Origin of the sequence: Kocuria sabuli, assembly GCF_040981185.1 — a bacterium.
In the GTDB taxonomy this organism is placed as follows: Bacteria; Actinomycetota; Actinomycetes; order Actinomycetales; family Micrococcaceae; genus Kocuria; species Kocuria sabuli.
On sequence record NZ_JAVHZE010000006.1, the window covers coordinates 83,290 to 108,267 of the forward strand.

A 24,978-nucleotide genomic window follows, 5' to 3' on the forward strand; every position below is an offset into this window, starting at 1 on the left:
GGTCAGAGCACCTCCGGGGCCAGCGAGATGATCTTCATGAACTTCTTGTCACGCAGCTCACGGCCCACGGGGCCGAAGATGCGGGTACCACGGGGGTCACCGTCGTTCTTCAGAATCACTGCGGCGTTCTCGTCGAACTTGATGTAGGAGCCGTCCGGACGACGGCGCTCCTTCTTGGTGCGGACGATGACGGCCTTGACGACGTCGCCCTTCTTCACGTTCCCGCCCGGGATCGCATCCTTGACGGTGGCGACGATGATGTCGCCGATGCCTGCGTAGCGGCGTCCGGATCCACCGAGAACACGGATGGTGAGAATCTCCTTCGCACCCGTGTTGTCGGCGATCTTCAGTCGCGACTCCTGTTGAATCACTGATTACTCCTGTCGTCACGCCGGTTCCAACACCGATCGAGAGCACGGTGCGGGCCTTGCGGAACAGCTTGTCGGATGATGTGCCCTCCCCCGGCGTCGCACGCCGGACCGGGCCCAGCCCTCCATGCCAGGAGCATCTGAACCCGCCACCAGGCGGCGCGGAGGCGCCCTGCACGCGGTCATTATGCGCTGGCACGAAGAGCTGTGGGTCGTACGGGCAGACGAAAACGCCCATACAAGCTCACCAGCTTAGCACAGACGGCCCACCGCCCGCGCGGCCGGGGAACGGGCGAACGGCCCGCCCCTCGCGCGGAGGGACGGGCCGTTCGCAGCAGTGGCCGGCTCGGTCGAGCCGGGCCGGACTACTTCGCCTTCTCGATGATCTCCACGATCCGCCACCGCTTGGAGGCGGACAGCGGACGGGTCTCGGAGATCAGGACGAGGTCGCCGATGCCGGCGGAGTTCTGCTCGTCGTGGGCCTTGACCTTCGAGGACCGGCGCATGACCTTGCCGTACAGCGAGTGCTTGACGTTGTCCTGCAGCTGGACGACGACGGTCTTGTCCATCTTGTCGGAGACCACGTAGCCGCGACGGCTCTTGCGGTCGCCGCGCTCGGAAGCCTGCTCGGCCCCGTTGTTGATCTGCTCGGTCACTTGGCGTCCTCCTCGGAGGTGGTCTCGGCGGTGGTCTCGGCGGAGCCCGCCTGGGGCCGGATGCCGAGCTCGCGCTCGCGCAGCACCGTGTAGATGCGCGCGATGTCGCGCTTGACGGCCTTCAGGCGGCCGTTGTTCTCGAGCTGACCGGTTGCGGACTGGAAGCGGAGGTTGAACAGCTCCTCCTTGGCCTTGCGCAGCGCCTCACCCAGAGAGTCCTTGTCGAGGGCCGCGAGGTTCTCGATGCTCAGATCCTTGGATCCAACAGCCATTCTCATTCACCACCTTCGCGACGCACGATGCGTGCCTTCATCGGGAGCTTGTGGATCGCCAGGCGCAGGGCCTCGCGGGCGACCTCTTCGGAGACACCGGAGAGCTCGAACATCACGCGCCCGGGCTTGACGTTCGCGACCCACCACTCGGGCGAGCCCTTGCCGGAACCCATGCGGGTCTCGGCGGGCTTCTTGGTCAGGGGACGGTCCGGGTAGATGTTGATCCAGACCTTGCCGCCACGCTTGATGTGGCGGGTCATGGCGATACGCGCGGCCTCGATCTGACGGTTCGTCACGTAGGCCGGCGTGAGCGCCTGGATGCCCCACTCGCCGAACGCGACGGTGGTGCCGCCCTTGGCAGCACCCGAACGCTTCGGGTGGTGCTGCTTGCGGAACTTCACACGACGTGGGATGAGCATTTAGTTACCACCCTCTGCGTTGGTCGCTCCCCCGGCCGGGGCCGGGGAGGCTGCGGAGTCCGTGCGCTCACGGCGTCCGCCACGGTCGTTACGGTCGGGACGACGACGGTCGCCGCCGCCGCCTCCGCGACGCTCGCCCGGACCGCCGCGGCGATCACGGTCGCCGCCGCGGCCGCGCGAGGGAGCGGCGGCCTGCTGGGCCGCCAGTTCCTTCGAGGTGAGGTCGCCCTTGTAGATCCAGACCTTCACGCCGATGCGGCCGAAGGTGGTCTTGGCCTCGAAGAAGCCGTAGTCGATGTTCGCGCGCAGGGTGTGCAGGGGCACACGGCCTTCGCGGTAGAACTCCGAACGGCTCATCTCGGCGCCGCCCAGGCGGCCGGCGCACTGGATCCGGATGCCCTTGGCGCCGGCGCGCTGCGCCGACTGGATGGCCTTCTTCATGGCGCGGCGGAAGGCCACGCGGGAGGCGAGCTGCTCGGCGACGCCCTGGGCGACCAGCTGGGCGTCCACCTCGGGGTTCTTGACCTCGAGGATGTTCAGCTGGATCTGCTTGCCCGTGAGCTTCTCGAGCTCGCCGCGGATGCGGTCCGCCTCGGCGCCGCGGCGGCCGATGACGATGCCGGGGCGGGCGGTGTGGATGTCCACGCGCACGCGGTCCCGGGTCCGCTCGATCTCGACCTTGGAGATGCCGGCGCGCTCCATGCCCGTGGACATGAGCTTGCGGATCTTCACGTCCTCACGGACGTAGTCCTTGTACCGCTGGCCCTCCTTGGTGGAGTCCGCGTACCAGTGCGACACGTGGTCGGTGGTGATGCCCAGCCGGAACCCGTGCGGGTTGATCTTCTGTCCCACTTAGCGGACCTCCTCGCTGTCAGGGCTGGCCACGATCACGGTGATGTGGCTCGTGCGCTTGTTGATGCGGTAGGCGCGGCCCTGGGCGCGCGGCCGGAACCGCTTCATGGTCGGACCCTCGTCGACGAAGGCCTCGCTCACCACGAGCTCGTCCTCCTTGAACGCCAGACCGTCGCGGTCGGCCAGCTGGCGCGCGTTGGCGACCGCCGACTGGAGGACCTTGAACACCGGCTCCGAAGCACCCTGGGGGGCGAACTTCAGAATCGCCAGAGCCTCATTCGCATGTTGGCCACGAATCAGGTTGACGACGCGCCGGGCCTTCATAGGCGTCACGCGGATGTAGCGCGCAGATGCCTTGGCTTCCATTGCTTTCCTTCTCTCGTCTTCTCGAAGTGCTCACGCTGCGCGATCCCGGAGGATCAGCGGCGCTTGCCCTTCTTGTCGTCCTTCACATGGCCGCGGAAGGTCCGCGTGGGAGCGAACTCGCCGAGCTTGTGCCCGACCATCGACTCGGTGATGAACACGGGGGTGTGCTTGCGGCCGTCGTGCACGGCGATCGTGTGCCCCAGCATGTCGGGGATGATCATCGAGCGGCGGGACCACGTCTTGATGACGTTCTTGGTGCCCTTGTCGTTCTCCTTGGCGACCTTCAGGAAAAGGTGCTGATCGACGAAAGGGCCCTTCTTCAGGCTGCGTGGCATGTGTCAGGCTCCTTAGCGCTTGTTCTTGCCGGTGCGACGACGGCGGACGATGAGCTTGTCGCTCTCCTTGTTGGGGCGGCGGGTGCGGCCCTCGGGCTTGCCGTTCGGGTTGACCGGGTGACGGCCACCGGAGGTCTTGCCCTCGCCACCACCGTGCGGGTGGTCGACGGGGTTCATGACCACACCGCGGACGGTCGGGCGGACGCCCTTCCAGCGGTTGCGGCCGGCCTTGCCCCAGTTGATGTTCGACTGCTCGGCGTTGCCGACCTCGCCGACCGTCGCGCGGCAGCGGACGTCGACGTTGCGGATCTCGCCGGAGGGCAGACGGAGCTGGCCGTACTTGCCCTCCTTCGCCACGAGCTGCACGGACGCGCCGGCGGAGCGGGCGAGCTTGGCGCCGCCGCCCGGACGCAGCTCGACGGCGTGGATCACGGTGCCGACGGGGATGTTGCGCAGCGGGAGGTTGTTGCCGGGCTTGATGTCGGCGCCGGGGCCCGACTCGACGACGTCACCCTGGGAGAGCTTGTTCGGCGCGATGATGTAGCGCTTGGAGCCGTCCACGAAGTGCAGCAGCGCGATGCGCGCCGTGCGGTTGGGGTCGTACTCGATGTGCGCGACCTTGGCGTCGACGCCGTCCTTGTCGTGACGACGGAAGTCGATGACGCGGTACTGGCGCTTGTGCCCGCCACCCTTGTGCCGGGTGGTGATGCGGCCGGTGTTGTTGCGACCGCCCTTCTTGGGCAGCGGCCGGACCAGCGACTTCTCGGGGGTCGTGCGCGTGATTTCTGCGAAGTCGGCAACGGAGGAGCCGCGACGGCCCGGGGTTGTCGGCTTGTGCTTACGGATAGCCATGTGTCAGTTCCTCGTTAAAGTGGTCTCCGCTCAGGCGAGCGGACCGCCGAAGATGTCGATGGTGCCGGACTTGAGGGTCACAACGGCACGCTTGGTGCCCTTGCGCTGGCCCCAGCCGAAGCGCGTGCGCTTCCGCTTCCCGGCACGGTTGATGGTGTTCACGGACTCGACCTGGACGCTGAAGATCTGCTCCACGGCGTACTTGATCTCCGTCTTGTTCGAGTCGGGCGCCACGAAGAACGTGTAGCGGCCCTCGTCGATGAGCCCGTAGGACTTCTCCGAGACGACGGGTGCAATGATGACGTCGCGGGGATCCTTGATGGTGGTCGCGCTCACTTGGCGTCCTCCTGCTTCTTCTTGCCGGCGGCCGCCACGAAGGACTCGAAGGCGTCCTTGGTGAAGACCACGTCGTCGGAGACCAGCACGTCGTAGGTGTTGAGCTGGTCGGCGTAGACGGTGTGCACGTCGTCGAGGTTGCGCACCGAGAGCGCGGCCACGTCGTCGTTGCGGTGGAGCACGACCAGCAGGTTCTTCCGGTCGCTCAGCCCGCGCAGGGTCGCCTGGGCGGCCTTGGTGTTGGGGACGGTGCCCTCGAGGAGGGCCTCCACGACGTGGATGCGGTTGTTGCGCGCCCGGTCCGAGAGGGCACCGCGCAGGGCGGCTGCCTTCATCTTCTTGGGGGTGCGCTGGCTGTAGTCGCGCGGGGTCGGCCCGTGCACGATGCCGCCACCGGTCATGTGCGGGGCGCGGATCGAGCCCTGGCGCGCGCGGCCGGTGCCCTTCTGCTTGAAGGGCTTGCGGCCGGCGCCGGAGACCTCGGCGCGGGTCTTGGTCTTGTGCGTGCCCTGGCGGGCGGCGGCCAGCTGTGCGACGACGACCTGGTGCAGCAGCGGCACGTTGGTCTGGACGTCGAAGATCTCAGCGGGCAGTTCGACGTTGACGGTCTGAGTTGCCATGGTCTATCAGGCTCCCTTCACGGCGGAACGGACGAGGACGACCGAACCCTTGGGGCCCGGCAGGGCGCCCTTGATGAGCAGCAGGGAGTTCTCGGCGTCCACGGCGTGAACGGTAAGGTTCTGCGTCGTGTGACGGACGGCGCCCATGCGGCCCGCCATGCGCATGCCCTTGAACACGCGAGCGGGGTAGGACGCGCCGCCGATGGATCCCGGCTTGCGGTGGTTCTTGTGGGCACCGTGGGACGCGCCGACGCCGGAGAAGCCGTGCCGCTTCATGACACCGGCCGTGCCCTTGCCCTTGGTCTTGCCGATGACGTCGACCTTCTGGCCGGCCTCGAACAGCTCGACGGAGAGCTCCTGGCCCAGCTCGTAGGTGTCGGCGTCCGCGGTGCGGAGCTCGACGACGTGGCGGCGGGGGGTGACCCCGGCCTTCTCGAAGTGACCGGCCAGCGGCTGGGTCACCTTGCGGGGGTCGATCGCACCGAACCCGATCTGCACGGCCGAGTAGCCGTCCCTGTCCTGGTTGCGCAGCTGGGTCACGACGTTGGAGTCCGCCTTGACGACGGTCACCGGCACGAACTTCCCGTTCTCGTTCCAGACCTGGGTCATGCCGAGCTTCGTGCCCAGCAGGCCCTTCACCTGGCGTTCGAAAGTGGTAGTCATTGGGATGCGATCCTCTTTACAGCTTGATTTCGATGTTCACGTCAGCCGGCAGGTCGAGGCGCATGAGCGAGTCGACGGCCTTCGGCGTGGGGTCGATGATGTCGATCAGCCGCTTGTGGGTGCGCATCTCGAAGTGCTCACGGCTGTCCTTGTACTTGTGCGGCGAACGGATGACGCAGTACACGTTCTTCTCGGTCGGCAGCGGCACGGGGCCGACCACCGTGGCGCCTGCGCGCGTCACCGTCTCAACGATCTTCCGGGCCGAGACGTCGATGACCTCGTGGTCATAAGACTTCAGCCGGATGCGGATTTTCTGTCCCGCCATGGCGTCGTGACTCTCTTTCTTCAAGTACTTCCCTGTGACGGAGCATGTGCTCCTTGTGCATGGCGCCGCCTGCTGGGCGCCCCTCCACACAGACTGAATCCGGACTGTTCCGGGTTCCTCACCCTGTTGGAGCTCCGACCCCCGAACTCGGGCGTGTCGCCACGTGCAGAACACGAGGGCGCACCGGATTCGTCTTGCGGGGCGGGCTGTATGTGGTCCGTGCGTGGCAGCGTCTCGGGCAGCTGGCCCTCGGTTCTGCTTCGGGTCCCGAAGACGTCTCGGGAGGTGCCGGTTCGAACCGCTGAGAGCACACGTCGGCGCTTGAACAACGTCGTCCATCCTGCCAGAGATGGGCACCGGGTGCAAACGCGCGTCCGCCGGCCCGCACGGACCGCCGGACGCGCGGAACCCCCCGCCGCTGACGCGAGCGACGGGGGGTTCCGTGCAGATCGAGCAGTCCGGGGACTACTGGTTGATCTTGGTCACACGACCGGAGCCCACGGTGCGGCCACCCTCGCGGATGGCGAAGCCGAGGCCCTCCTCCATGGCGATCGGCTGGATCAGCGCGACCGTCATCTCGGTGTTGTCGCCCGGCATGACCATCTCGGTGCCCTCGGGCAGCGTGATGACGCCGGTGACGTCGGTGGTGCGGAAGTAGAACTGCGGACGGTAGTTCGAGTAGAACGGGTTGTGACGGCCGCCCTCCTCCTTGGAGAGGATGTAGACGTTCGCCTCGAAGTCGGTGTGCGGGGTGATAGAACCCGGCTTGCACACGACCTGGCCGCGCTCGACGTCGTCACGCTTGAGACCGCGGAGCAGCAGACCGCAGTTCTCGCCCGCCATGGCCTCGTCCATCTGCTTGTGGAACATCTCGATGCCGGTGACGGTGGTCTTCTGGACCGGGCGGATGCCGACGATCTCGACCTCGGAGTTGATCGGCAGCGTGCCACGCTCGGCACGGCCGGTCACCACGGTGCCGCGACCGGTGATGGTGAAGACGTCCTCGATCGGCATGAGGAACGGCTTGTCCATCTCGCGGATGGGGTCCGGCACGTTCTCGTCCACGGCCTCCATGAGCTCCTCGACCTTGGAGACCCACTCGGGGTCGCCCTCGAGGGCCTTCAGGGCCGACACGCGCACGACCGGCGCGTTGTCGCCGTCGAAGCCCTGGTCGGCGAGGAGCTCGCGCACCTCCATCTCGACGAGGTCCAGCAGCTCCTCGTCGTCGACCATGTCGGACTTGTTCAGGGCCACCAGCAGGTAGGGGACGCCCACCTGGCGGGCGAGCAGGACGTGCTCGCGGGTCTGGGCCATGGGGCCGTCGGTGGCGGCGACCACGAGGATGGCACCGTCCATCTGGGCCGCACCGGTGATCATGTTCTTGACGTAGTCGGCGTGGCCCGGGGCGTCCACGTGAGCGTAGTGACGCTTCTCCGTCTGGTACTCGATGTGCGCGATGTTGATCGTGATGCCGCGCTGCTTCTCCTCCGGGGCGGAGTCGATGGCACCGAAGTCGCGCTTCTCGTTCAGGTCCGGGTACTTGTCGGCCAGGACCTTGGAGATGGCAGCCGTGAGCGTCGTCTTGCCGTGGTCCACGTGGCCGATGGTGCCGATGTTGACGTGCGGCTTGGTGCGCTCGAACTTGGCCTTCGCCATGGTTGTTCCTCCTAGAACATTTGTCGAAACTTGCTCAGCACTTCCCCACCGCGCGTGGGCCGGGGGGCGCTGAGGCACTCAGCAGTACTGAAACCTCTGCAAGTCTACTTTGGCTGTACTTGATTGATGAAATTCCCGGCCGGGGCCGGAGGGAGTGGTGCCTACTCGCCGCGGTTCTTCTGGACGATCTCCTCGGCGACGGCCTTGGGAACCTCCGAATAGCTGTCGAACTGCATGGAGTACACGGCGCGGCCCTGGGTCTTGGACCGCAGGTCGCCGATGTAGCCGAACATCTCGGACAGCGGGACGAGGGCGCTGACGAGCTTGACGCCGCTGACGTCCTCCATGGACTGGATCTGGCCGCGGCGGGAGTTCAGGTCGCCGATGACCTCGCCCATGTACTCCTCGGGGGTGCGCACCTCGACCGCCATGAGCGGCTCGAGGAGCACGGGCTGCGCCTTGCGGGCACCCTCCTTGAAGACCATGGAGCCGGCGATCTTGAACGCCATCTCGGAGGAGTCGACGTCGTGGTACGCGCCGTCCAGCAGCGTGGCCTTGACGCCCACGACCGGGTAGCCGGCGAGGATGCCGAGGCGCATGGCGTCCTGGATGCCGGCGTCCACGGAGGGGATGTACTCGCGGGGGACGCGACCGCCCGTGACCTTGTTGTCGAACTCGTAGAGCTCCTCGGCGTCCAGCGGGATCGGCTCGAAGGCCATCTGCACCTTGGCGAACTGGCCCGAACCGCCGGTCTGCTTCTTGTGCGTGTAGTCGATCTTCTCGACGGACTTCTTGATCGTCTCGCGGTAGGCCACCTGCGGCTTGCCGACGTTGGCCTCGACCCGGAACTCGCGCTTCATGCGGTCCACCAGGATGTCCAGGTGGAGTTCGCCCATGCCGCCGATCTCGGTCTGGCCGGTCTCCTCGTTGAGGGACACGGTGAACGTGGGGTCCTCGGCGGAGAGCTTCTGGATCGCGACGGAGAGCTTCTCCTGGTCGCCCTTGGTCTTCGGCTCGATGGCCACCGAGATGACCGGGGCCGGGAAGGACATGGACTCCAGCACGATCGGGTTCTGCAGGTCGCACAGGGTGTCGCCCGTGGTGGTGTCCTTGAGCCCGATGGCGGCGTAGATGTGGCCGGCCTGGATGGTGTCGACCGGGTTCTCCTTGTTGGAGTGCATCTGGAACAGCTTGCCGATGCGCTCCTTCTTGCCCTTGGTCGAGTTCAGGACCTGGTCGCCGTTGGCGGCCTTGCCGGAGTATACGCGGATGTAGGTCAGCTGCCCGTAGAAGGGGTGCGAGGCGACCTTGAACGCGAGGGCGGAGAACGGCGCGGTCGAGTCGACCGGGCGGGAGAGGATCTCCTCCTCGTCGTTGAGCGCGTGGCCCTCGACGTTCGGGACGTCCAGCGGGGACGGCAGGTAGTCGATGACCGAGTCCAGCATGGGCTGCACGCCGCGGTTCTTGAACGCCGAGCCGCACAGGACGGGGTACGCCTGCGAGTTGATGGTCAGCTTGCGGATGCCGGCCTTGAGCTCCTCGATGGTGAGCTCCTCGCCGCCGAGGTACTTCTCCATGAGGTCGTCGTCGGCCTCGGCGACGGCCTCGACCAGCTCGCTGCGGTACTGCTCGGCCCGCTCCTGGAGGTCCGCGGGGATCTCCTCGATCTCGTACTTCGCACCGAGGGAGACGTCGCCCTTGGAGTCGCCGGGCCAGACGAAGGCCTTCATGGTGAGCAGGTCGACGACGCCGGTGAACTCGGACTCGGCGCCGATCGGCAGCTGCATGACCAGCGGCTTCGCGCCGAGGCGGTTGATGATGGTGTCGACGGTGAAGTAGAAGTCGGCGCCCAGCTTGTCCATCTTGTTGACGAAGCAGATGCGGGGGACGTCGTACTTGTCGGCCTGGCGCCAGACGGTCTCCGACTGGGGCTCGACGCCCTCCTTGCCGTCGAAGACCGCGACGGCGCCGTCGAGCACGCGCAGGGAGCGCTCGACCTCGACCGTGAAGTCCACGTGGCCGGGGGTGTCGATGATGTTGATCTGGTTGTCGTGCCAGTAGCAGGTCGTCGCGGCCGACGTGATCGTGATGCCGCGCTCCTGCTCCTGCGCCATCCAGTCCATGGTGGAGGCACCATCGTGGGTCTCGCCGATCTTGTGGGAGATACCGGTGTAGAACAGGATGCGTTCGGTGGTGGTGGTCTTACCGGCATCGATGTGGGCCATGATGCCGATGTTGCGGACCTTCTTGAGGTCGGTAAGCACGTCAAGTGCCACGGTGTTTCCCTTCAGGAGATGGTGCCGGCGGCCTGTCGGCCCGGGTGGGGCCGACAGGCCGAAGAAGATTCTACCAGCGGTAGTGGGCGAAGGCCTTGTTGGACTCCGCCATCTTGTGGGTGTCCTCACGGCGCTTCACGGCGGCACCGAGACCGTTGGACGCGTCCAGGATCTCGTTCTGCAGACGCTCCGTCATGGTGTTCTCGCGGCGGATCTTGGAGTAGCCGACGAGCCAGCGCAGGGACAGCGCCTGGGCACGGCCCGGCTTGACCTCCACGGGCACCTGGTAGGTGGCGCCGCCGACGCGGCGGGACTTCACCTCGAGGGCCGGCTTGACGTTCTCCAGGGCCTTCTTCAGGGTGGCGACCGGGTCGGCGCCGGTCTTGCCGCGGACGCCCTCGAGGGCGCCGTAGACGATGCGCTCCGCGGTGGACTTCTTGCCGTCCTGGAGGACCTTGTTGATCAGCTGCGTGACGACCGGGGAGCTGTAAACCGGGTCGACGACGAGCGGGCGCTTGGGAGCGGGACCTTTACGAGGCATTACTTCTTCTCCTTCTTGGCGCCGTAGCGGGAACGGGCCTGCTGGCGGCCCTTGACACCCTGGGTGTCGAGCGCGCCGCGGACGATCTTGTAGCGGACACCGGGGAGGTCCTTCACGCGACCGCCGCGGACGAGCACGATGGAGTGCTCCTGGAGGTTGTGGCCCTCACCGGGGATGTAGGCCGTGACCTCGATGCCGCCGTTGAGCTTCACGCGGGCGACCTTGCGCAGCGCGGAGTTCGGCTTCTTGGGGGTGGTGGTGTACACGCGGGTGCACACACCGCGCTTCATGGGGCTGCCCTTGAGTGCGGGCGCCTTGGTCTTGACGACCTTCGGGGTCCGGCCCTTGCGGACCAGCTGCTGGATTGTAGGCACAGTGTCTCCTGATTGGACGGGCCGCGACAGCGGCCCGCTGGATGGTCGGCTCCCCCGCGACCGGCCGGGGCCGGGCACGGGTGCAGCGCCTGGTGCGGGCCCGGCGGGCGGGCGCCACGGTTACCGCGCTGCTGGCACGTGGGCAGACGAAAAGGATGGCATTTTGGTACACACCGCGTACCAGAGGACCGAGTCCGTTCTGCCATTGATCTCCGCGGCCCCCGGCGGCGCCTGAGAGCGCCGACGGACGACCGTGCAATTCCTCGACAGCCTATCAGACCGGACCCCGCCCGGGAAACGGGGGCCGACCGGCGCTCAGCGCCCGGTCGCGGCGAGGTCCGCGGAGATCCGCCGGGCGCACTCGAGCAGCGGGGGCACGACGTCGTCCACGGGGTCCCCCGCGCTCGCGCCGGGCATGCCGACGCGCATGGAGACGTTCACGGCGGCGACCACGCGCCCCGCCCGGTCCGTCACGGGGGCGGCGACGGAGCGCAGGCCGATCTCCAGCTCCTGGTCCACGAGCGCCCACCCCTGGGCGCGGACCCGCCGCAGGTCGGCCTCGAGGGCACGGGGGTCCGTGAGGGTGTGCTCGGTCAGGCGCTCGAGCCGTGCCGAGCGCAGGTACTCGGCGCACTGGTCGGCGTCGAGCCCGGCGAGCAGGACGCGGCCCATGGACGTGGCGTGGGCCGGGAAGCGGGTCCCGACCGCGATGGCGACGGTCATGATCCGGTGCGTGGAGACGCGGGCCACGTAGACGATGTCGGAGCCGTCCAGCACCGAGGCGGAGGTGGACTCCTCGACCTGCTCGGACAGCGCCTCGAGGTGCGGGCCGGCGAGGGCCGGCAGCGACAGCGAGGAGAGGTAGGAGAAGCCCAGCTGCAGCACCCTGGGCGTGAGCTCGAACAGGCGCCCGTCGGTGCGGACGTAGCCGAGCTCCTCGAGCGTCAGCAGGAACCGGCGCGCGGTGGCGCGGGTCAGGTCCGTGCGCCGGGCGACGTCGCTGAGGGTCATCCGGGGGTGGCGGTCGTCGAAGGCCGTGATCACGTGGAGCCCGCGTGCGAGGGACTGCACGAACTGCCCGGGCACGCCCCGCTCCCCCGCGGGGGCGGTCTGGTCCTGCTCGGTCATCGGGGGCCTCCTGGGAGCCTGGGTCGGGTGCGCGGCGGACGCCGGGCACCCGGAGCCGCGCCGCGCTCAGCGGGCGGGCCGCAGCGGGACGCCGACGATCCGCCGGAGCTCCTCGAAGCTCGTGCCGAAGGTCTCGCGCACGCTCACCCCGTCGGCCTCGACGAGGAACACGGCCTGGTCGGTGTAGATCCGGGACACGCAGCCCACGCCGGTGAGCGGCATGGTGCACTGCTCCACCAGCTTGGACTGTCCGTTCCTGGTCTGCAACGACATCATCACGAAGGTCTGCTTCGCGCCGGTGGCCAGGTCCATGGCCCCGCCCACGGCCGGGATGGCGCCCGCCCGGCCGGTGTGCCAGTTGGCGAGGTTGCCCTGCTGGTCCACCTGGAAGGCGCCGAGCACGCAGCAGTCGAGGTGCCCGCCGCGCATCATGGCGAACGAGTCGGCGTGATGGAAGTAGGAGCAGCCCGGCGTCTCGACCACGGGGATCTTGCCCGCGTTGATCAGGTCGGGGTCCACCTCGTCACCGTGGGCCTCGGGACCCATGCCGAGCATGCCGTTCTCGGTGTGCAGGGTGACGTCGTCCTCGGCGGTGAGGTGGTTGGCGACGAGCGTCGGCTGGCCGATGCCCAGGTTGACGTAGGACCCGGCGGGGATGTCCCGGGCCACCACCTGCGCGAGCTCCTCCGGGGTCAGCGGGGCCCCGGACGTCATGGGCACGGCGCCGGTGTTCTCAAGGCCGGTGTTCTCGCTCATCTCAGAACTCCTCTCGGGGGTGGGCCGGGGCGTCGACCTGCACGACCGTGTCCACGTAGATGCCGGGGGTGACCACGACCTCCGGGTCCAGCCCGCCGCGCTCGACGAGGCGGGTGACCTGCACGATCGAGGTGGTGGCCGCGGCGGCCATGATCGGCCCGAAGTTGCGCGCGGTCCTGCGGTAGACCAGGTTGCCCGCCCGGTCGGCGACGTGCGCCCTGGTGAGGGAGAAGTCGGCCCTGACGGGGTGCTCCAGGACGTAGTGGCGGCCGTCGATCTCCCGGACCTCCTTGCCCTCGGCCAGCGGGGTGCCGTAGCCGGTGGGGGTGAAGAAGCCGCCGATGCCCGCACCGGCGGCGCGGATCCGCTCGGCCAGGTTGCCCTGGGGCACGACCTCCAGCTCGATCTGCCCGGCCCGGTACTTCTCGTCGAAGTGCCAGGAGTCGGACTGGCGCGGGAAGGAGCAGATGATCTTCTCCACCCGGCCCAGCCGGATGAGCCGGGCCAGCCCGACGTCGCCGTTGCCGGCGTTGTTGTTGACGACCGTCAGGCCGGTCGCGCCGGTCTCGATCAGCGCGTCGATGAGCTCGACGGGCTGGCCGGCCACGCCGAAGCCGCCGATCATGACGGTGGCCCCGTCCGGGATCCCGGCCACGGCCTCGGCGCAGCTGTCGGTGATGTGCAGCATGCGGTGTGCCTCTCCTCGGTGTTCTGTTCCGCCGGGTCCCTGGCGGGTCTCAGACGTTCTGGTTCTCGAGCACGACGGCGAGCCCCTGCCCCACGCCGATGCAGATCGCGGCCACACCCCAGCGCGCCCCGGAGGACTGCAGCGACTTCGCGAGGGTGCCGAGGACGCGGGTGCCGGAGGCGCCCAGCGGGTGGCCGATCGCGATGGCCCCGCCGTGCCGGTTGACGATGCCCGGGTCGATCCCCCACGCGTCGATGCAGGCCAGGGACTGCGCGGCGAAGGCCTCGTTGAGCTCCACGGCCGCGACGTCGTCCCAGGTGATGCCGGCCCGCCGCAGGGCGAGGTTCGCGGCCTCGACCGGGGCGTAACCGAAGTACTGCGGCTCGTTGGCCGCCGCGCCCCGCCCGGCGATGCGGGCCAGGGGCTGCAGGCCGGTGAGCTCGGCGGCCTGCTCGGAGCCCAGCAGTGCGGCCGAGGCGCCGTCGTTGAGCGGTGAGGCGTTGCCGGCGGTCACGGTCCCGTTCTCCTTCCGGAAGACGGTCTTCAGCCCGCCGAGCTTCGCCACGGTCGAGGAGGCGCGCACGGACTCGTCCCGGGTCAGCTCGGTGCCGGGGACCCGGACGGTGAGGTCGTCGTAGAAGCCCTCGTCCCACGCCTGCTGGGTGCGCTGGTGGGAGGTGGACGCGAACTCGTCCATCCGCTCCCGGGTGATGCCGTGCTTCTCGGCGAGCAGTTCGGTGGCCTCGCCGAGGGACACGGTCCACGCGGAGTCCATCCTCGGGTTGACGAGCCTCCAGCCGAGCGTGGTGGAGGCCAGGGTCAGGTCCCCGGCCGGATAGGGCTTCTCCGTCTTGGGCAGCACCCAGGGGGCCCGGCTCATGGACTCGACACCACCGACGAGCACGACATCGGCCTCGCCCGCGTCGATCTGGCGGGAGGCGATGATCGCCGCGTCCAGGGAGGACCCGCACAGGCGGTTGACGGTGGTCCCGGGGATGTCGACCGGCAGCCCCGCGAGCAGGGTGGCCATCCGCGCCACGTTGCGGTTCTCCTCCCCCGCGCCGTTGGCGTTGCCCAGGACCACCTCGTCGATCGTGGCCGGATCGAGCTCGGGCGCGCGCCGGACCTGTTCGCCGAGCACGAGGGCCGCCAGGTCGTCGGGGCGGGTGCCGGCCAGGGCGCCGCCGAAGCGCCCGAAGGGGGTGCGCACGGCGTCGTAGAGATAGGCCTCGGTCATGGTGTGTTCCTCACGTGCCTTGTTGCCTGCGTCGTTGCTCGTCGGTTCCGGGATGTCGGGATGGGGAGGTCAAGGAGTCGGCGGCGTGGGCCCGCCGGCGTTCTCGGCGTCGAGGGCGTCGAGGACCTGCCGGGCGTGCTTGAAGGCGTTGGCGGCGGAGGGCACGGAGAGGTAGATCGCGGACTGCAGCAGGATCTCCTGGATCTCCTCGCGCGTCAGGCCGTTGCCCAGTGCGGCGCGCACGTGCATCTCGAACTCCTCCCAGTGCCCGGCGGCGATGAGCGCGGTGAGGGTTACCGCGCTGCGGGTCCGCCGGTCCAGGCCGGGCCGGGTCCAGATCTCGCCCCAAGCGTAGCGGGTGATGAAGTCCTGGAACTCCGCGGTGAACGCGTCCTTGCCGGCCTCGGCGCGGTCCACGTGGGCGTCGGAGAGGACCGCCCGGCGCACGGCCATGCCCTCGGCGTGGGCCTGCTGCTCGGTGCGGCGGGGATCGCTGCTCATGCTCGTGCTCCTTCGGACGGGATCGGGGCGGAGGCGAAGTGCCCGGCCGGCAGGCGGGCGACCTCCTGGGGGGCCTCGGCGGGGAGCAGGTGCGTAGCCCCCGCGAGCACGGCGGCGCGGCCGCCGGTGACCGCGGCGCGCACCCGGCCGGGGGCGTCCAGCAGCAGCTGCTGGCCGACGGAGTTGCCCGCGTAGTAGAACGGTCGTTCGTGTTCGACCCCGGCCGGGGACGGCAACCGGTCCACGGCCTCGAGCGCCCCCTGCGCCGGCTCGGCCATGGTGCACGGCTCGGTCGTGGGCGCCGAGGCCCCGTGGCCGGGCAGGTCCCACCCGACCACCCGGTGCTCGCCCTCGAGCGCGCGGGCGGCGGCCGACCAGAGGGAGCTGACCGAGGTGCCCAGGGAGGGGCCGAGCACGACCAGGGGCGCGTGCGCCGAGGGCGCGGGGCGCCCGGTGAACTCCACGAGGGTCGGGACGGGAACGCTCATGCGGGTGCTCCTGGGGTCGGGCGGACCGGGCCCGGGCGGTCGCCCGCGGCGCGGCGGTGGCGCTCGAGCACGCGGTCGATCAGCAGGTCGTTGGCGCCGAGGTAGCCGGCGGGCTCGAGCAGCCCGGCCACGACGTCCTCGTCGACCGGTCTCCCGTCGGGCAGGGCGGTGCCCGCACCGAGGCGTACGAGGGCGTCGAGCATGCCGGCCGGGTCGGTGGCGTGCTCCCGCACCACCGCCTGGACCTGCTGCTTGCCCGTGGCTCCGTCGGCAGCGGGCGCCAGCAGCGGGGCGAGCACGGCACTGATCCGCTCGGCGAGCACGGCCGGGCCCGCGGCGTCGAGGTTGGCGCGCATCCGGGAGGGGTCCACGACGAGGCCGGTCGTGAGCTCGGCCGCGTGCGACGACGCCGCGACCGCGAGCCGGGCGAGCTCGCGCAGCGCGGGCCACTCGGCCTGCCAGGCGCCGTCCGGGCGCTCGTCGACGAAGGCGGAGGCCGCGACGTGGACCTGCGCCACGAGCTGCGGGGCGGTCAGCGCGGTGCGCTTGAGCAGCACGGAGAGCACGGGGTTCTGCTTCTGCGGCATGGCCGAGGACACGCCCCGGCCCTCGGCGGCCGGCTCGCGCAGCTCGCCCAGCTCGGGCCGGGAGAGCAGCAGCACGTCGTTGGCGATCCGGCCCAGCACCGCGCAGACGCCCGCGAAGGTCTGCGCGGCGCGCAGCACGGGCCGGCGCGTGGTGTGCCAGACGTGGGGCGGCAGACCCAGCCCGAGCTGCCCGGCCCAGGCGCGGGCGAGGCCCAGGGCCCGCTCCGCGGCGTCGGGAGCACCGGGGAAGAGGGCGAGGCTCCCGGCGAGGGTCCCGGCGGCTCCGCCGTAGGACAGCGGGGGCCGGACGAGCGCGGTGAGGTCCTCGTCGAGCTCCTGCAGCCCGGCGAGCCAGCCGGCGGCCTTGAGCCCGAAGGTGGTGGGCAGGGCGTGCTGGGTGAGGGTCCGGGCGACCACGACTGTGCCGCGGTGCTCACCGGCCAGGCGGGCCAGCGCGTCCTGCGTCGCACGCAGGTCCCGGGTCAGGGGCGCGCAGGCCCGTCGCACGAGCAGCATCATGGCGGTGTCCATGACGTCCTGGCTGGTGAGCCCGCGGTGGACGAAGCGCACGGCGTCCGGGTCCAGCTCGCCCAGGCGGCGGCGGTAGTCGGCCAGCAGCGGGATCACCGGGTTGCCGCCGCCCTCGGCGCGCCGGGCGAGGTCCGCGGCGTCGTAGTCGGCGGCGCGGGCGGCCGCCCGGGCCGCGTCGGCGGCGCCCGCCGGGGCGAGACCGGCCGCGGCCTGGGCGGCGACCCAGGCGGCCTCGGCGTCGAGCAGCGCCTGGAGCACCGCGGTGTCGTCCGTGGCGGCGGCGCCGCGGTGGGTTCCGGGGTCGAGCAGTCCGGTGTCGGTCATGCGGATCCTCCTGGGGACTCGTCCGGGCTGTGGGTCTGCGGACGACCGGTGTGCGGTCGCCCGGTGCGCGGTCCCGGCACGGCGCGCGGGGGCCCCGGCCGGGCACGGCCCCCGCACGGGCGGGTCACGTCTCGTGGCGGGGGTAGGCGAGGAAGACGGTCTCCCCCTCCCCCTGGAGCCGGACGTCGAAGCGCAGGGAGCCGTCGGCCTCCCGCTCGGCGATCAGGGTGCGGCGCCGGTCCTCCGGCAGCGAGGCCAGCAGCGGGTCGGCGGCCAGGGCCCGGGTGTCCTCCGGCAGGTAGACGCGGGTGAACAGCCGGTTGGTCACCCCACGGCCGAAGAGCGTCAGGGCGATGAAGGCGGCCTTGCCCGATTCGGTCGGGCCCGGATTCAGCGTGGTGAACGTGTAGTGCCCCACGTTGTCCACGGCGGCGCGGCCGAAGCCGGTGAAGGTGTAGCCGTCGCGCACGAGGGAGCCGTCCGCGGTGGGGACGTTGCCCTGCTCGTCGGCCTGCCAGATCTCCAGCAGCGCGTCGGGGACGACGGCGCCAGCGCCGTCGGTGACCACGCCGTGCAGGCGCACCGCCCGCGGGTGCGCCAGCGGCACGAGCAGCTCTCCCCCCTCGTAGGGCAACGCGTCGCCGAAGAACGGCCCCACGGTCTGCCCGGGCGTGGCCGTGAGCTGGGTGGTCGAGGAGTCATCGGGCATCGGAGTCGCCCTCCGTCCAGGTGCGGTGGGAGCCTGTGAGCACGATGTCCCAGCTGTAGCCGAGCAGCCACTCGTGCTCGGAGACCTCGTGGTCGTAGCGCGCCACGAGCCGCTCCCGGGCCTTCGGGTCCACGATCGTGCGGAAGATCGGGTCGAGGGCGAACAGCGGGTCGGACGGGAAGTACATCTGGGTGATCATCCGCTGGGTGAAGTCGGTGCCGAACAGGGAGAAGTGCACGTGCGCGGGCCGCCACGCGTTGCGGTGGTTCTTCCAGGGGTACGGGCCGGGCTTGATGGTGACGAACTCGTAGGAGCCGTCCTCGCCGGTCAGGCACCGGCCCACGCCCGTGAAGTTCGGGTCGATCGGCGCCGGGTGCTGGTCCCGCTGGTGCAGGTAGCGCCCGGCCGCGTTGGCCTGCCAGATCTCCACGAGCTGACGGCGCACCGGGCGGCCGTCACCGTCCAGGACACGCCCCCGGATCTTGATCCGCTCCCCGATCGGCTCCCCGCCGGACTGGACGGTCAGGTCCGACTCGAGGGCGTGCACGTCCCGCTCGCCGAAGGCGGGGGCGTGGAGCTCGATGGTCTCCGGGTCCGCGTGGTGCAGGTCCTTGGTCGGGTGGCGCAGGACCGAGCTGCGGTACGGCGCGTAGTCCAGGCGCGGCTGCGTCTCGACCGCACCGGAGGACTCGTACTCCTCGTGGATCCGGGCCATCTCCCGGTCGAGGTCGGCCTGGGTGTCCGCCGCGTCGTCGGCGCCCCTGCTCCACGCGACCGGCGCGAAGCCGCCGTCGAGCGCGTCCCGGTCTTCCTCTGCCATGGTTCAGCTCCTCTGTTGCAGGGTGGCTGCCGCACCGGACCCTCGTCCCGCCGGAGGACTCTCCGACGATAGCCCATCGAGTACGTCATTCGCACATGTGTTCATGATGCGAACTCTTGGGCGGGTCGTCCGGCCAGCGGCGGGGGCTCAGTCCTCGGGCCAGCCCGTGTAGGACTCCGCGAAGTAGGCTGCACCGCGCGCGGAGGTGGTGATCGCCCTGAGCTCCCCGAGCCGGCGCTTCCGGTGGAAGGGGTTCTCCCCCGGCTGGGCGTGCAGGAGGTTGGTCGCCCAGTAGGAGAAGTTCTGCGCCTTCCACACCCGCTCGAGGGCGGTCGCGGAGTACCCGGCGAGCCCGGACGCGTCGCCGGTGCCGAAGAAGTCGACCAGGGCCGGCGCCAGGACGCGGACGTCGCAGAAGGCCAGGTTCAGGCCCTTCGCACCGGTCGGGGGCACGGTGTGCCCGGCGTCGCCCACGAGGAACAGGTTGCCGTGGCGCAGCGGTTCGCAGACGTAGGAGCGGAACCTCAGCACGGTCCTGTCGAAGATCGGGCCCTGCTCCAGCCGCAGGCCGTCCGGGCCGTCCACGCGGCGCTGCAGCTCGGCCCAGATCCGCTCGTCGTCCCAGTCGTCGACGTCCTCGTCCGGGTCGCACTGGAAGTACATGCGCTGCACGCTCTCGCTGCGCGAGGAGATCAGGGCGAAGCCGTGCTCGGAGGTGGCGTAGACGAGCTCGGGGGCGCTCGGCGGGGCCTCGGCGAGGATGCCGAACCACGCGAAGGGGTACTCGACGAAGTGGTCGGTGCGCTCGTGCTCGGGGATCGAGCGGCGGCAGACGCCCTGCGAGCCGTCGGCGCCCACGAGGACCTCGCAGCGGATCTCGAAGTCCTCGCCATCGGCGTCGGTGAAGCGGATGCCCGGCCGGTCGCTCGTCAGGTCCACCACCTCGGTGTCGCGCACCGACCAGCGGACGTCCCCGCCGTCGCGCTCCCGCGCCGCGGCCAGGTCCCGGAACACCTCGTTCTGGGGGTACAGCCACACGGAGTGGCCGACGAGGCCCTGGAAGTCGATGCGGTGGCTCTCGCCCTGGAAGCGCAGCACGGTGCCCTCGTGCTCGTGGCCCTCGGTGAGCACCCTTCCGTCGACGCCGGACTCGGTGAGCATCCGCACCGTGGCGGCCTCCAGGATGCCGGCCCGGTGGGTGGCGTGGATGGTGTCCCTGTCGCGCTTCTCCACCACGATGCTGTCGATCCCGGCCCGGCCGAGGAGGTGCGCCAGCATCAGCCCCGCCGGTCCGGCGCCGACGATGCCGACCTGGGTCGGGACGACGGTGCGCTCTGCGCTCATGCGTGCTCCTGGTGGGACGGAGGGAATCGTGTCCAGTGTCCCAGCGCCCCGTGGGCGCCACCACACTCCTCCCGTTCAACGGGACGCCCGCGGAGGGGTGGTGGGTGCGCTCAGCGGCCGGTGTCCCGCAGGGTGCGCCGGATGCCGTGGGCGGCGGTGTGCAGGGCCTGGACGACGGCCCCGGCCCGCGCGGCCGGGTCCCCGGCGGGGGTGATCACGCCCAGCCCTGCCACGACCTGCTCGCCGCGGCTGCGCACCGGGACGGCGATGCCCGCCGTGCCGGGCTCGAGGTAGCCCGTCTGGAGGGCGTGGCCGGCGGTCCGGACGCGCCCGAGCTCCTCCGCGAGCACCCGCGGGTCAGTGGGCGAGAACTCGGTGACGGCCGGGATCGGGCCCTGCAGGTACGCCTCCTGGACGTCCCGGGGAGCGTGCGCGAGCAGGACGAGGCCCGTGGCCGAGAGGTGCAGGGGCAGGCGGCCCGCCACGGCCGAACGGACCAGCACGGCCCGCGGGTGCGAGAGCCGCTCCACGAGCAGCACCTCCCGGCCCTCCACGACGCCGAGCTGCACGTGCTGGCGCAGCACCGCGTGGAGGTCCCCCATGAACGGGCGGGCGGCCTGGGCCAGCCCGAGCTCCCGGGAGGACCGGTTCGCCAGCTCCCACAGCCGGGTGCCGACGATGTAGCGCCCGCCCTCGACCCGGTCGAGCCACCCCCGGCGGGCCATGTCCCGCACCAGCCGGTGGGCCGTGGCGGGGGGCAGGCCCGCGAGGGCGGCGATCCGCGCCCCCGTCAGCCGGGGCTCCTCCGCCGTGAACGCCGCGAGGATGCGGTCCGCGCGCTGGAGCACGGACTCGCCGGTGGGTGAGTTCGCCATGGTGCCGACAGGGTCCTTCCCGGGTCCGGGGCAGCGCGCCGGGCTCTGCCCTGCCGTGCAACGGCGGCAGCCCCGCCCCGGAGGTGTTCCTCCGGGACGGGGCTGCCGTGGTGATCACCGCGTGATCACGTCCTCCAGGGACGCCGACCTCAGTTGGAGCCGAAGTCGTAGTCCTCCAGGGGGATCGCCTGGAACTCGGCGGGCGAGGAGTTCTCCTCCGCGTAGCTGAAGTCCGAGAACGAGCCCGGCTCCGTGAACAGGGAGGCCTTCGCCTCGTCCGTCGGCTCCACGTCGATGTTGTTGTACCGCGCGAGTCCGGTGCCGGCCGGGATCAGCTTGCCGATGATCACGTTCTCCTTGAGGCCGAGCAGCGGATCGGACTTGCCCTCCATGGCCGCCTGCGTGAGCACGCGGGTGGTCTCCTGGAAGGACGCGGCCGACAGCCACGAGTCGGTGGCCAGCGAGGCCTTCGTGATGCCCATCAGCTCCGGGCGGCCGGCGGCGGGACGGGCGGTCTCGGCCACGGCCTTCCGGTTGGCCTCCAGGAAGCGGACGTTCTCGACGAGCTCGCCCGGCAGCAGGTTCGTCTCGCCGGACTCGATGATCGTCACGCGGCGCAGCATCTGCCGCACGATGACCTCGACGTGCTTGTCGTGGATGCCCACGCCCTGCGAGCGGTACACGCGCTGGACCTCGTCCACGAGGTGCTTCTGCGCCTGCCGCGGACCGCGGATGCGCAGCACCTCCTTGGGGTCGACCGCACCGGAGACCAGCTGCTGGCCGACCTCGACGTGGTCGCCCTCGGTGACCAGCAGCTTCGCGCGGCGCAGCACCGGGTAGCCGATCGCCTCGTCCCCGTTGTCCGGGGTCACGACGATCTTCAGCGACTTCTCGGTGTCCTCGAGGCTCACGCGCCCGGCGACCTCCGAGATCGGCGCGACGCCCTTGGGCGTGCGAGCCTCGAAGAGCTCCTGGATACGGGGCAGACCCTGGGTGATGTCACCGTCCGAGGACGCGACACCACCGGTGTGGAAGGTGCGCATCGTGAGCTGCGTGCCCGGCTCGCCGATCGACTGCGCGGCGATGATGCCCACCGCCTCGCCGATGTCCACGAGCTGGTTGGACGCCAGCGAGCGGCCGTAGCACGCCGCGCACACGCCCACCGCGGACTCGCAGGTCAGCACGGAGCGCACGCGCACCGTGTCGGCCCCGCCCGCGAACAGGGCGTGGATCAGCGGGTCGGAGAGGTCCGTGCCGGCCTCGGCCAGGATCTCGCCGTTCGGGTCCACCACGTCCACCGCGAGCACGCGGCCGTGCACCGTGTTCTCGATGTCCTCGTGCAGCGTGCGGGCGCCGCCCTCCAGCACGTCGGCGATCGGCAGGTTCAGGCCGCGCTCCGTCATGCAGTCCGCCTCCCGCACGATGACGTCCTGGGAGACGTCCACGAGACGACGGGTCAGGTAGCCCGAGTTCGCCGTGCGCAGCGCGGTGTCGGCCAGACCCTTGCGGGCACCGTGGGTCGCGATGAAGTACTCCAGCACCGACAGGCCCTCGCGGTACGAGGACTTGATCGGGCGGGGCATGATCTCGCCCTTCGGGTTGGACACGAGCCCGCGGATGCCGGCGATCTGGCGCACCTGCATCCAGTTGCCTCGGGCGCCGGAGGACACCATGCGGTTGATGGTGTTCAGCGGCGAGAGGTTGGCCTGCATCGCCTGGGCGACCTCGTCCGTGGCCTTGGTCCAGATGTCGATGAGCTCCGAGCGGCGCTCGTCGTCGTCGATCAGACCGCGGTCGTACTGGCCCTGGATCTTCGCGGCCTGCGCCTCGTAGCCCTCCATGATGGCGGGCTTCTCCGGCGGGGTCGCGATGTCGGAGATCGCCACGGTCACGCCCGAGCGGGCCGCCCAGTGGAAACCGGCGTCCTTGAGCTCGTCCAGCGTGTGCGCGACGGTCACCATCGGGTACCGCTCCGCGAGGTCGTTGACCAGCGCGGACAGGTGCTTCTTGTCGGCGACGGCCTCGTCCCAGGGGTAGTCCTCGGGCAGGGTGTCGTTGAAGAGCACGCGGCCCAGGGTGGTCTCGACCAGGACGGGCTGACCCGGCTCCCAGCCCTCGGGCGCCTCCCAGCCCTCGAACGGCACGAAGTGGTCCAGCTCGATCCGGCACAGCGCGTTCAGGTGCAGCTGACGGGCGTCGTGCGCCATGATCGCCTCGGCCACCGACGAGAAGCTGCGCCCCTCGCCCGTCTCGCCCTCCCGCACCGTGGTGAGGTGGTAGAGGCCGATGATCATGTCCTGCGAGGGCAGGGCGATCGGCTTGCCGTCCGAGGGCTTCAGGATGTTGTTCGAGGACAGCATCAGGATGCGCGCCTCGGCCTGGGCCTCCGGGGACAGGGGCAGGTGCACGGCCATCTGGTCGCCGTCGAAGTCGGCGTTGAACGCGCCGCACACGAGCGGGTGGAGCTGGATGGCCTTGCCCTCGACGAGCTGCGGCTCGAACGCCTGGATGCCCAGACGGTGCAGGGTGGGGGCACGGTTGAGCAGCACGGGGTGCTCGGTGATGACCTCCTCCAGCACGTCCCACACCTGGGGGCGGTAGCGCTCGACCATGCGCTTGGCCGACTTGATGTTCTGCGCGTGGTTGAGGTCCACGAGCCGCTTCATCACGAAGGGCTTGAACAGCTCGAGCGCCATCTGCTTGGGCAGGCCGCACTGGTGCAGCTTCAGCTGCGGGCCGACCACGATGACCGAACGGCCGGAGTAGTCGACGCGCTTGCCGAGCAGGTTCTGGCGGAACCGGCCCTGCTTGCCCTTGAGCATGTCGGACAGCGACTTCAGCGCGCGGTTGCCGGGCCCGGTGACCGGGCGGCCGCGGCGGCCGTTGTCGAACAGCGAGTCCACGGCCTCCTGGAGCATCCGCTTCTCGTTGTTGACGATGATCTCCGGGGCGCCCAGGTCCAGCAGCCGCTTGAGGCGGTTGTTGCGGTTGATCACGCGCCGGTAGAGGTCGTTGAGGTCCGAGGTGGCGAAGCGTCCGCCGTCGAGCTGGACCATGGGGCGCAGTTCCGGCGGGATCACCGGGACGGCGTCCAGGACCATGCCCAGCGGGGAGTTGTCCGTGGTCAGGAACGCGTTGACGACCTTCAGCCGCTTCAGGGCGCGGGTCTTGCGCTGGCCCTTGCCGGTGGCGATGGTCTCGCGCAGGGACTCGGCCTCCGCCTCGAGGTCGAAGGTCTCCAGGCGCTTCTTGATCGCCTCGGCGCCCATCGAGCCCTCGAAGTACATGCCGTAGCGGTCCACCATCACGCGGTAGAGCGCCTCGTCGCCCTCGAGGTCGTTGACCTTGAGGTTCTTGAACCGGTCCCAGACCTGCTCGAGGCGGTCGATCTCCACGTTGGCGCGCTTGCGCACGTTGGCCATCTGGCGGTCGGCGGAGTCGCGGAGCTTGCGCTTCTCCGCGGCCTTGCCGCCCTCCTCCTCGACGCGGCCCAGCTCGGTCTCGAGGTCGCGGGCGATCGCGGCGATGTCGGCGTCGCGGGTGGACTCCATCTGCGCCTTCTCGCGGTCCACGGCGGCCTGCAGGTTGGGCAGGTCGTCGTGCCGGGCGTCCTCGTCCACCGAGGTGATCATGTATGCCGCGAAGTAGATGACCTTCTCGAGGTCCTTCGGGGCCAGGTCCAGCAGGTAGCCCAGCCGCGAGGGGACGCCCTTGAAGTACCAGATGTGCGTCACGGGAGCGGCGAGCTCGATGTGACCCATGCGCTCACGGCGCACCTTGGCGCGGGTGACCTCCACGCCGCAGCGCTCGCAGATGATGCCCTTGTAGCGCACGCGCTTGTACTTGCCGCAGTAGCACTCCCAGTCCCGGGTGGGACCGAAGATCTTCTCGCAGAACAGGCCGTCCTTCTCCGGCTTGAGCGTGCGGTAGTTGATGGTCTCCGGCTTCTTGACCTCGCCGTACGACCAGGTCCGGATGTCCTCCGCGGTCGCAAGACCGATCCGCATGAGGCCTAGTGAAGATTCGTTGGACATGAGGGTCCTTTATCTCTTTCTCTAGAAAAGTTGAAGTCTCGTCGG

28 protein-coding genes are annotated in these 24,978 nt (G+C 70.0%); all 28 read right to left on the reverse strand.

Features of this window, described 5'->3' with window-relative positions; translation table 11 throughout:
* Positions 1-2: 2 nt before the first annotated feature.
* Entirely contained in the window at positions 3-371 is a 369-nt protein-coding gene (rplN, locus tag RE027_RS08200; RefSeq protein WP_368807762.1) for a 50S ribosomal protein L14, read from the reverse strand.
* Between the two features lie 362 nt (positions 372-733).
* Positions 734-1,024 (reverse strand): 30S ribosomal protein S17, encoded by a 291-nt coding sequence (gene rpsQ / locus RE027_RS08205; protein ID WP_368807763.1) that lies wholly within the window; start codon positions 1,022-1,024, stop codon positions 734-736.
* Positions 1,021-1,296, reverse strand: coding sequence for a 50S ribosomal protein L29 (rpmC, locus tag RE027_RS08210; protein WP_017833304.1), 276 nt, complete (start codon positions 1,294-1,296; stop codon positions 1,021-1,023). Before rpmC ends, rpsQ begins: the two co-directional genes overlap by 4 nt.
* A 2-nt stretch (positions 1,297-1,298) precedes the next feature.
* The gene (rplP, locus tag RE027_RS08215; protein ID WP_017833303.1) at positions 1,299-1,715 is read right to left on the reverse strand and encodes a 50S ribosomal protein L16; all 417 of its coding nucleotides are present in this window, start codon (positions 1,713-1,715) and stop codon (positions 1,299-1,301) included.
* Positions 1,716-2,567: a 30S ribosomal protein S3 gene (rpsC, locus tag RE027_RS08220; RefSeq protein ID WP_368807764.1), complete on the reverse strand. Its 852-nt coding sequence runs from the start codon at positions 2,565-2,567 to the stop codon at positions 1,716-1,718.
* On the reverse strand, positions 2,568-2,933 hold the full coding sequence (gene rplV / locus RE027_RS08225) for a 50S ribosomal protein L22 (protein WP_368807765.1): 366 nt from the start codon (positions 2,931-2,933) through the stop codon (positions 2,568-2,570). It lies immediately after the preceding gene.
* A 53-nt stretch (positions 2,934-2,986) separates the two neighbouring features.
* Entirely contained in the window at positions 2,987-3,268 is a 282-nt protein-coding gene (gene rpsS / locus RE027_RS08230; protein ID WP_368807766.1) for a 30S ribosomal protein S19, read from the reverse strand.
* A 12-nt stretch (positions 3,269-3,280) separates the two neighbouring features.
* Entirely contained in the window at positions 3,281-4,120 is an 840-nt protein-coding gene (gene rplB / locus RE027_RS08235; protein WP_017833299.1) for a 50S ribosomal protein L2, read from the reverse strand.
* Between the two features lie 30 nt (positions 4,121-4,150).
* Positions 4,151-4,456 (reverse strand): 50S ribosomal protein L23, encoded by a 306-nt coding sequence (rplW, locus tag RE027_RS08240; protein WP_368807767.1) that lies wholly within the window; start codon positions 4,454-4,456, stop codon positions 4,151-4,153.
* On the reverse strand, positions 4,453-5,076 hold the full coding sequence (gene rplD, locus RE027_RS08245; protein ID WP_368807768.1) for a 50S ribosomal protein L4: 624 nt from the start codon (positions 5,074-5,076) through the stop codon (positions 4,453-4,455). Before rplD ends, rplW begins: the two co-directional genes overlap by 4 nt.
* Before the next feature lie 6 nt (positions 5,077-5,082).
* Positions 5,083-5,739 carry a 50S ribosomal protein L3 gene (rplC, locus tag RE027_RS08250; RefSeq protein ID WP_368807769.1) on the reverse strand — a complete coding sequence of 219 codons (657 nt, stop codon included), beginning with the start codon at positions 5,737-5,739 and terminating at the stop codon, positions 5,083-5,085.
* A 16-nt stretch (positions 5,740-5,755) separates the two neighbouring features.
* A complete protein-coding gene (gene rpsJ / locus RE027_RS08255) occupies positions 5,756-6,064 on the reverse strand; it encodes a 30S ribosomal protein S10 (RefSeq protein ID WP_003803825.1) in 309 nt (102 codons plus the stop codon).
* 465 nt (positions 6,065-6,529) lie between these two features.
* The gene (gene tuf, locus RE027_RS08260) at positions 6,530-7,720 is read right to left on the reverse strand and encodes an elongation factor Tu (RefSeq protein ID WP_368807770.1); all 1,191 of its coding nucleotides are present in this window, start codon (positions 7,718-7,720) and stop codon (positions 6,530-6,532) included.
* Positions 7,721-7,881: 161 nt separating this feature from the next.
* Entirely contained in the window at positions 7,882-9,996 is a 2,115-nt protein-coding gene (gene fusA / locus RE027_RS08265) for an elongation factor G (protein ID WP_368807771.1), read from the reverse strand.
* Between the two features lie 70 nt (positions 9,997-10,066).
* Positions 10,067-10,537 (reverse strand): 30S ribosomal protein S7, encoded by a 471-nt coding sequence (gene rpsG / locus RE027_RS08270; RefSeq protein ID WP_368807772.1) that lies wholly within the window; start codon positions 10,535-10,537, stop codon positions 10,067-10,069.
* Complete coding sequence (rpsL, locus tag RE027_RS08275) at positions 10,537-10,911, reverse strand: 30S ribosomal protein S12 (RefSeq protein ID WP_062734959.1); 375 nt, start codon at positions 10,909-10,911, stop codon at positions 10,537-10,539. Before rpsL ends, rpsG begins: the two co-directional genes overlap by 1 nt.
* A gap of 315 nt (positions 10,912-11,226) precedes the next feature.
* Entirely contained in the window at positions 11,227-12,039 is an 813-nt protein-coding gene (locus RE027_RS08280) for an IclR family transcriptional regulator domain-containing protein (protein WP_368807773.1), read from the reverse strand.
* Positions 12,040-12,105: 66 nt separating this feature from the next.
* On the reverse strand, positions 12,106-12,795 hold the full coding sequence (locus RE027_RS08285) for a 3-oxoacid CoA-transferase subunit B (RefSeq protein WP_387920916.1): 690 nt from the start codon (positions 12,793-12,795) through the stop codon (positions 12,106-12,108).
* Between the two features lies 1 nt (position 12,796).
* Positions 12,797-13,483, reverse strand: a complete 687-nt coding sequence (locus RE027_RS08290) for a 3-oxoacid CoA-transferase subunit A (protein ID WP_368807774.1) — start codon at positions 13,481-13,483, stop codon at positions 12,797-12,799.
* Between the two features lie 49 nt (positions 13,484-13,532).
* Positions 13,533-14,720 (reverse strand): thiolase family protein, encoded by a 1,188-nt coding sequence (locus RE027_RS08295; protein ID WP_368807775.1) that lies wholly within the window; start codon positions 14,718-14,720, stop codon positions 13,533-13,535.
* A 69-nt stretch (positions 14,721-14,789) separates the two neighbouring features.
* On the reverse strand, positions 14,790-15,221 hold the full coding sequence (gene pcaC, locus RE027_RS08300; RefSeq protein ID WP_368807776.1) for a 4-carboxymuconolactone decarboxylase: 432 nt from the start codon (positions 15,219-15,221) through the stop codon (positions 14,790-14,792).
* Positions 15,218-15,709 carry an alpha/beta fold hydrolase gene (locus tag RE027_RS08305; RefSeq protein ID WP_368807777.1) on the reverse strand — a complete coding sequence of 164 codons (492 nt, stop codon included), beginning with the start codon at positions 15,707-15,709 and terminating at the stop codon, positions 15,218-15,220. Before RE027_RS08305 ends, pcaC begins: the two co-directional genes overlap by 4 nt.
* Complete coding sequence (locus RE027_RS08310) at positions 15,706-17,151, reverse strand: lyase family protein (protein ID WP_368807778.1); 1,446 nt, start codon at positions 17,149-17,151, stop codon at positions 15,706-15,708. The genes RE027_RS08305 and RE027_RS08310 overlap by 4 nt, the downstream gene beginning before the upstream one ends.
* A 124-nt stretch (positions 17,152-17,275) precedes the next feature.
* Entirely contained in the window at positions 17,276-17,860 is a 585-nt protein-coding gene (gene pcaG, locus RE027_RS08315; RefSeq protein ID WP_368807779.1) for a protocatechuate 3,4-dioxygenase subunit alpha, read from the reverse strand.
* Positions 17,850-18,680: a protocatechuate 3,4-dioxygenase subunit beta gene (gene pcaH, locus RE027_RS08320; RefSeq protein ID WP_368807780.1), complete on the reverse strand. Its 831-nt coding sequence runs from the start codon at positions 18,678-18,680 to the stop codon at positions 17,850-17,852. The genes pcaG and pcaH overlap by 11 nt, the downstream gene beginning before the upstream one ends.
* Positions 18,681-18,827: 147 nt before the next feature.
* Positions 18,828-20,024, reverse strand: coding sequence for a 4-hydroxybenzoate 3-monooxygenase (locus RE027_RS08325; protein ID WP_368807781.1), 1,197 nt, complete (start codon positions 20,022-20,024; stop codon positions 18,828-18,830).
* 110 nt (positions 20,025-20,134) lie between these two features.
* Positions 20,135-20,899 carry an IclR family transcriptional regulator gene (locus RE027_RS08330; RefSeq protein WP_368807782.1) on the reverse strand — a complete coding sequence of 255 codons (765 nt, stop codon included), beginning with the start codon at positions 20,897-20,899 and terminating at the stop codon, positions 20,135-20,137.
* Between the two features lie 149 nt (positions 20,900-21,048).
* Positions 21,049-24,933 (reverse strand): DNA-directed RNA polymerase subunit beta', encoded by a 3,885-nt coding sequence (locus tag RE027_RS08335; protein WP_368807783.1) that lies wholly within the window; start codon positions 24,931-24,933, stop codon positions 21,049-21,051.
* Positions 24,934-24,978 lie beyond the last annotated feature (45 nt).

Coding starts and splice junctions, on each gene's coding strand:
- pcaC (WP_368807776.1), bottom strand. CDS start 15,221: ATGAGCAGCGATCCCCGCCGCACCGAGCAGCAGGCCCACGCCGAGGGC.
- RE027_RS08305 (WP_368807777.1), bottom strand. CDS start 15,709: ATGAGCGTTCCCGTCCCGACCCTCGTGGAGTTCACCGGGCGCCCCGCG.
- tuf (WP_368807770.1), bottom strand. CDS start 7,720: ATGGCGAAGGCCAAGTTCGAGCGCACCAAGCCGCACGTCAACATCGGC.
- pcaH (WP_368807780.1), bottom strand. CDS start 18,680: ATGGCAGAGGAAGACCGGGACGCGCTCGACGGCGGCTTCGCGCCGGTC.
- RE027_RS08285 (WP_387920916.1), bottom strand. CDS start 12,795: ATGAGCGAGAACACCGGCCTTGAGAACACCGGCGCCGTGCCCATGACG.
- RE027_RS08330 (WP_368807782.1), bottom strand. CDS start 20,899: ATGGCGAACTCACCCACCGGCGAGTCCGTGCTCCAGCGCGCGGACCGC.
- rpsG (WP_368807772.1), bottom strand. CDS start 10,537: ATGCCTCGTAAAGGTCCCGCTCCCAAGCGCCCGCTCGTCGTCGACCCG.
- rplP (WP_017833303.1), bottom strand. CDS start 1,715: ATGCTCATCCCACGTCGTGTGAAGTTCCGCAAGCAGCACCACCCGAAG.
- rpsJ (WP_003803825.1), bottom strand. CDS start 6,064: ATGGCGGGACAGAAAATCCGCATCCGGCTGAAGTCTTATGACCACGAG.
- RE027_RS08280 (WP_368807773.1), bottom strand. CDS start 12,039: ATGACCGAGCAGGACCAGACCGCCCCCGCGGGGGAGCGGGGCGTGCCC.
- rpmC (WP_017833304.1), bottom strand. CDS start 1,296: ATGGCTGTTGGATCCAAGGATCTGAGCATCGAGAACCTCGCGGCCCTC.
- RE027_RS08310 (WP_368807778.1), bottom strand. CDS start 17,151: ATGACCGACACCGGACTGCTCGACCCCGGAACCCACCGCGGCGCCGCC.
- rpsS (WP_368807766.1), bottom strand. CDS start 3,268: ATGCCACGCAGCCTGAAGAAGGGCCCTTTCGTCGATCAGCACCTTTTC.
- rplB (WP_017833299.1), bottom strand. CDS start 4,120: ATGGCTATCCGTAAGCACAAGCCGACAACCCCGGGCCGTCGCGGCTCC.
- RE027_RS08325 (WP_368807781.1), bottom strand. CDS start 20,024: ATGAGCGCAGAGCGCACCGTCGTCCCGACCCAGGTCGGCATCGTCGGC.
- RE027_RS08335 (WP_368807783.1), bottom strand. CDS start 24,933: ATGTCCAACGAATCTTCACTAGGCCTCATGCGGATCGGTCTTGCGACC.
- pcaG (WP_368807779.1), bottom strand. CDS start 17,860: ATGCCCGATGACTCCTCGACCACCCAGCTCACGGCCACGCCCGGGCAG.
- rplD (WP_368807768.1), bottom strand. CDS start 5,076: ATGGCAACTCAGACCGTCAACGTCGAACTGCCCGCTGAGATCTTCGAC.
- rplC (WP_368807769.1), bottom strand. CDS start 5,739: ATGACTACCACTTTCGAACGCCAGGTGAAGGGCCTGCTGGGCACGAAG.
- RE027_RS08290 (WP_368807774.1), bottom strand. CDS start 13,483: ATGCTGCACATCACCGACAGCTGCGCCGAGGCCGTGGCCGGGATCCCG.
- rplV (WP_368807765.1), bottom strand. CDS start 2,933: ATGGAAGCCAAGGCATCTGCGCGCTACATCCGCGTGACGCCTATGAAG.
- RE027_RS08295 (WP_368807775.1), bottom strand. CDS start 14,720: ATGACCGAGGCCTATCTCTACGACGCCGTGCGCACCCCCTTCGGGCGC.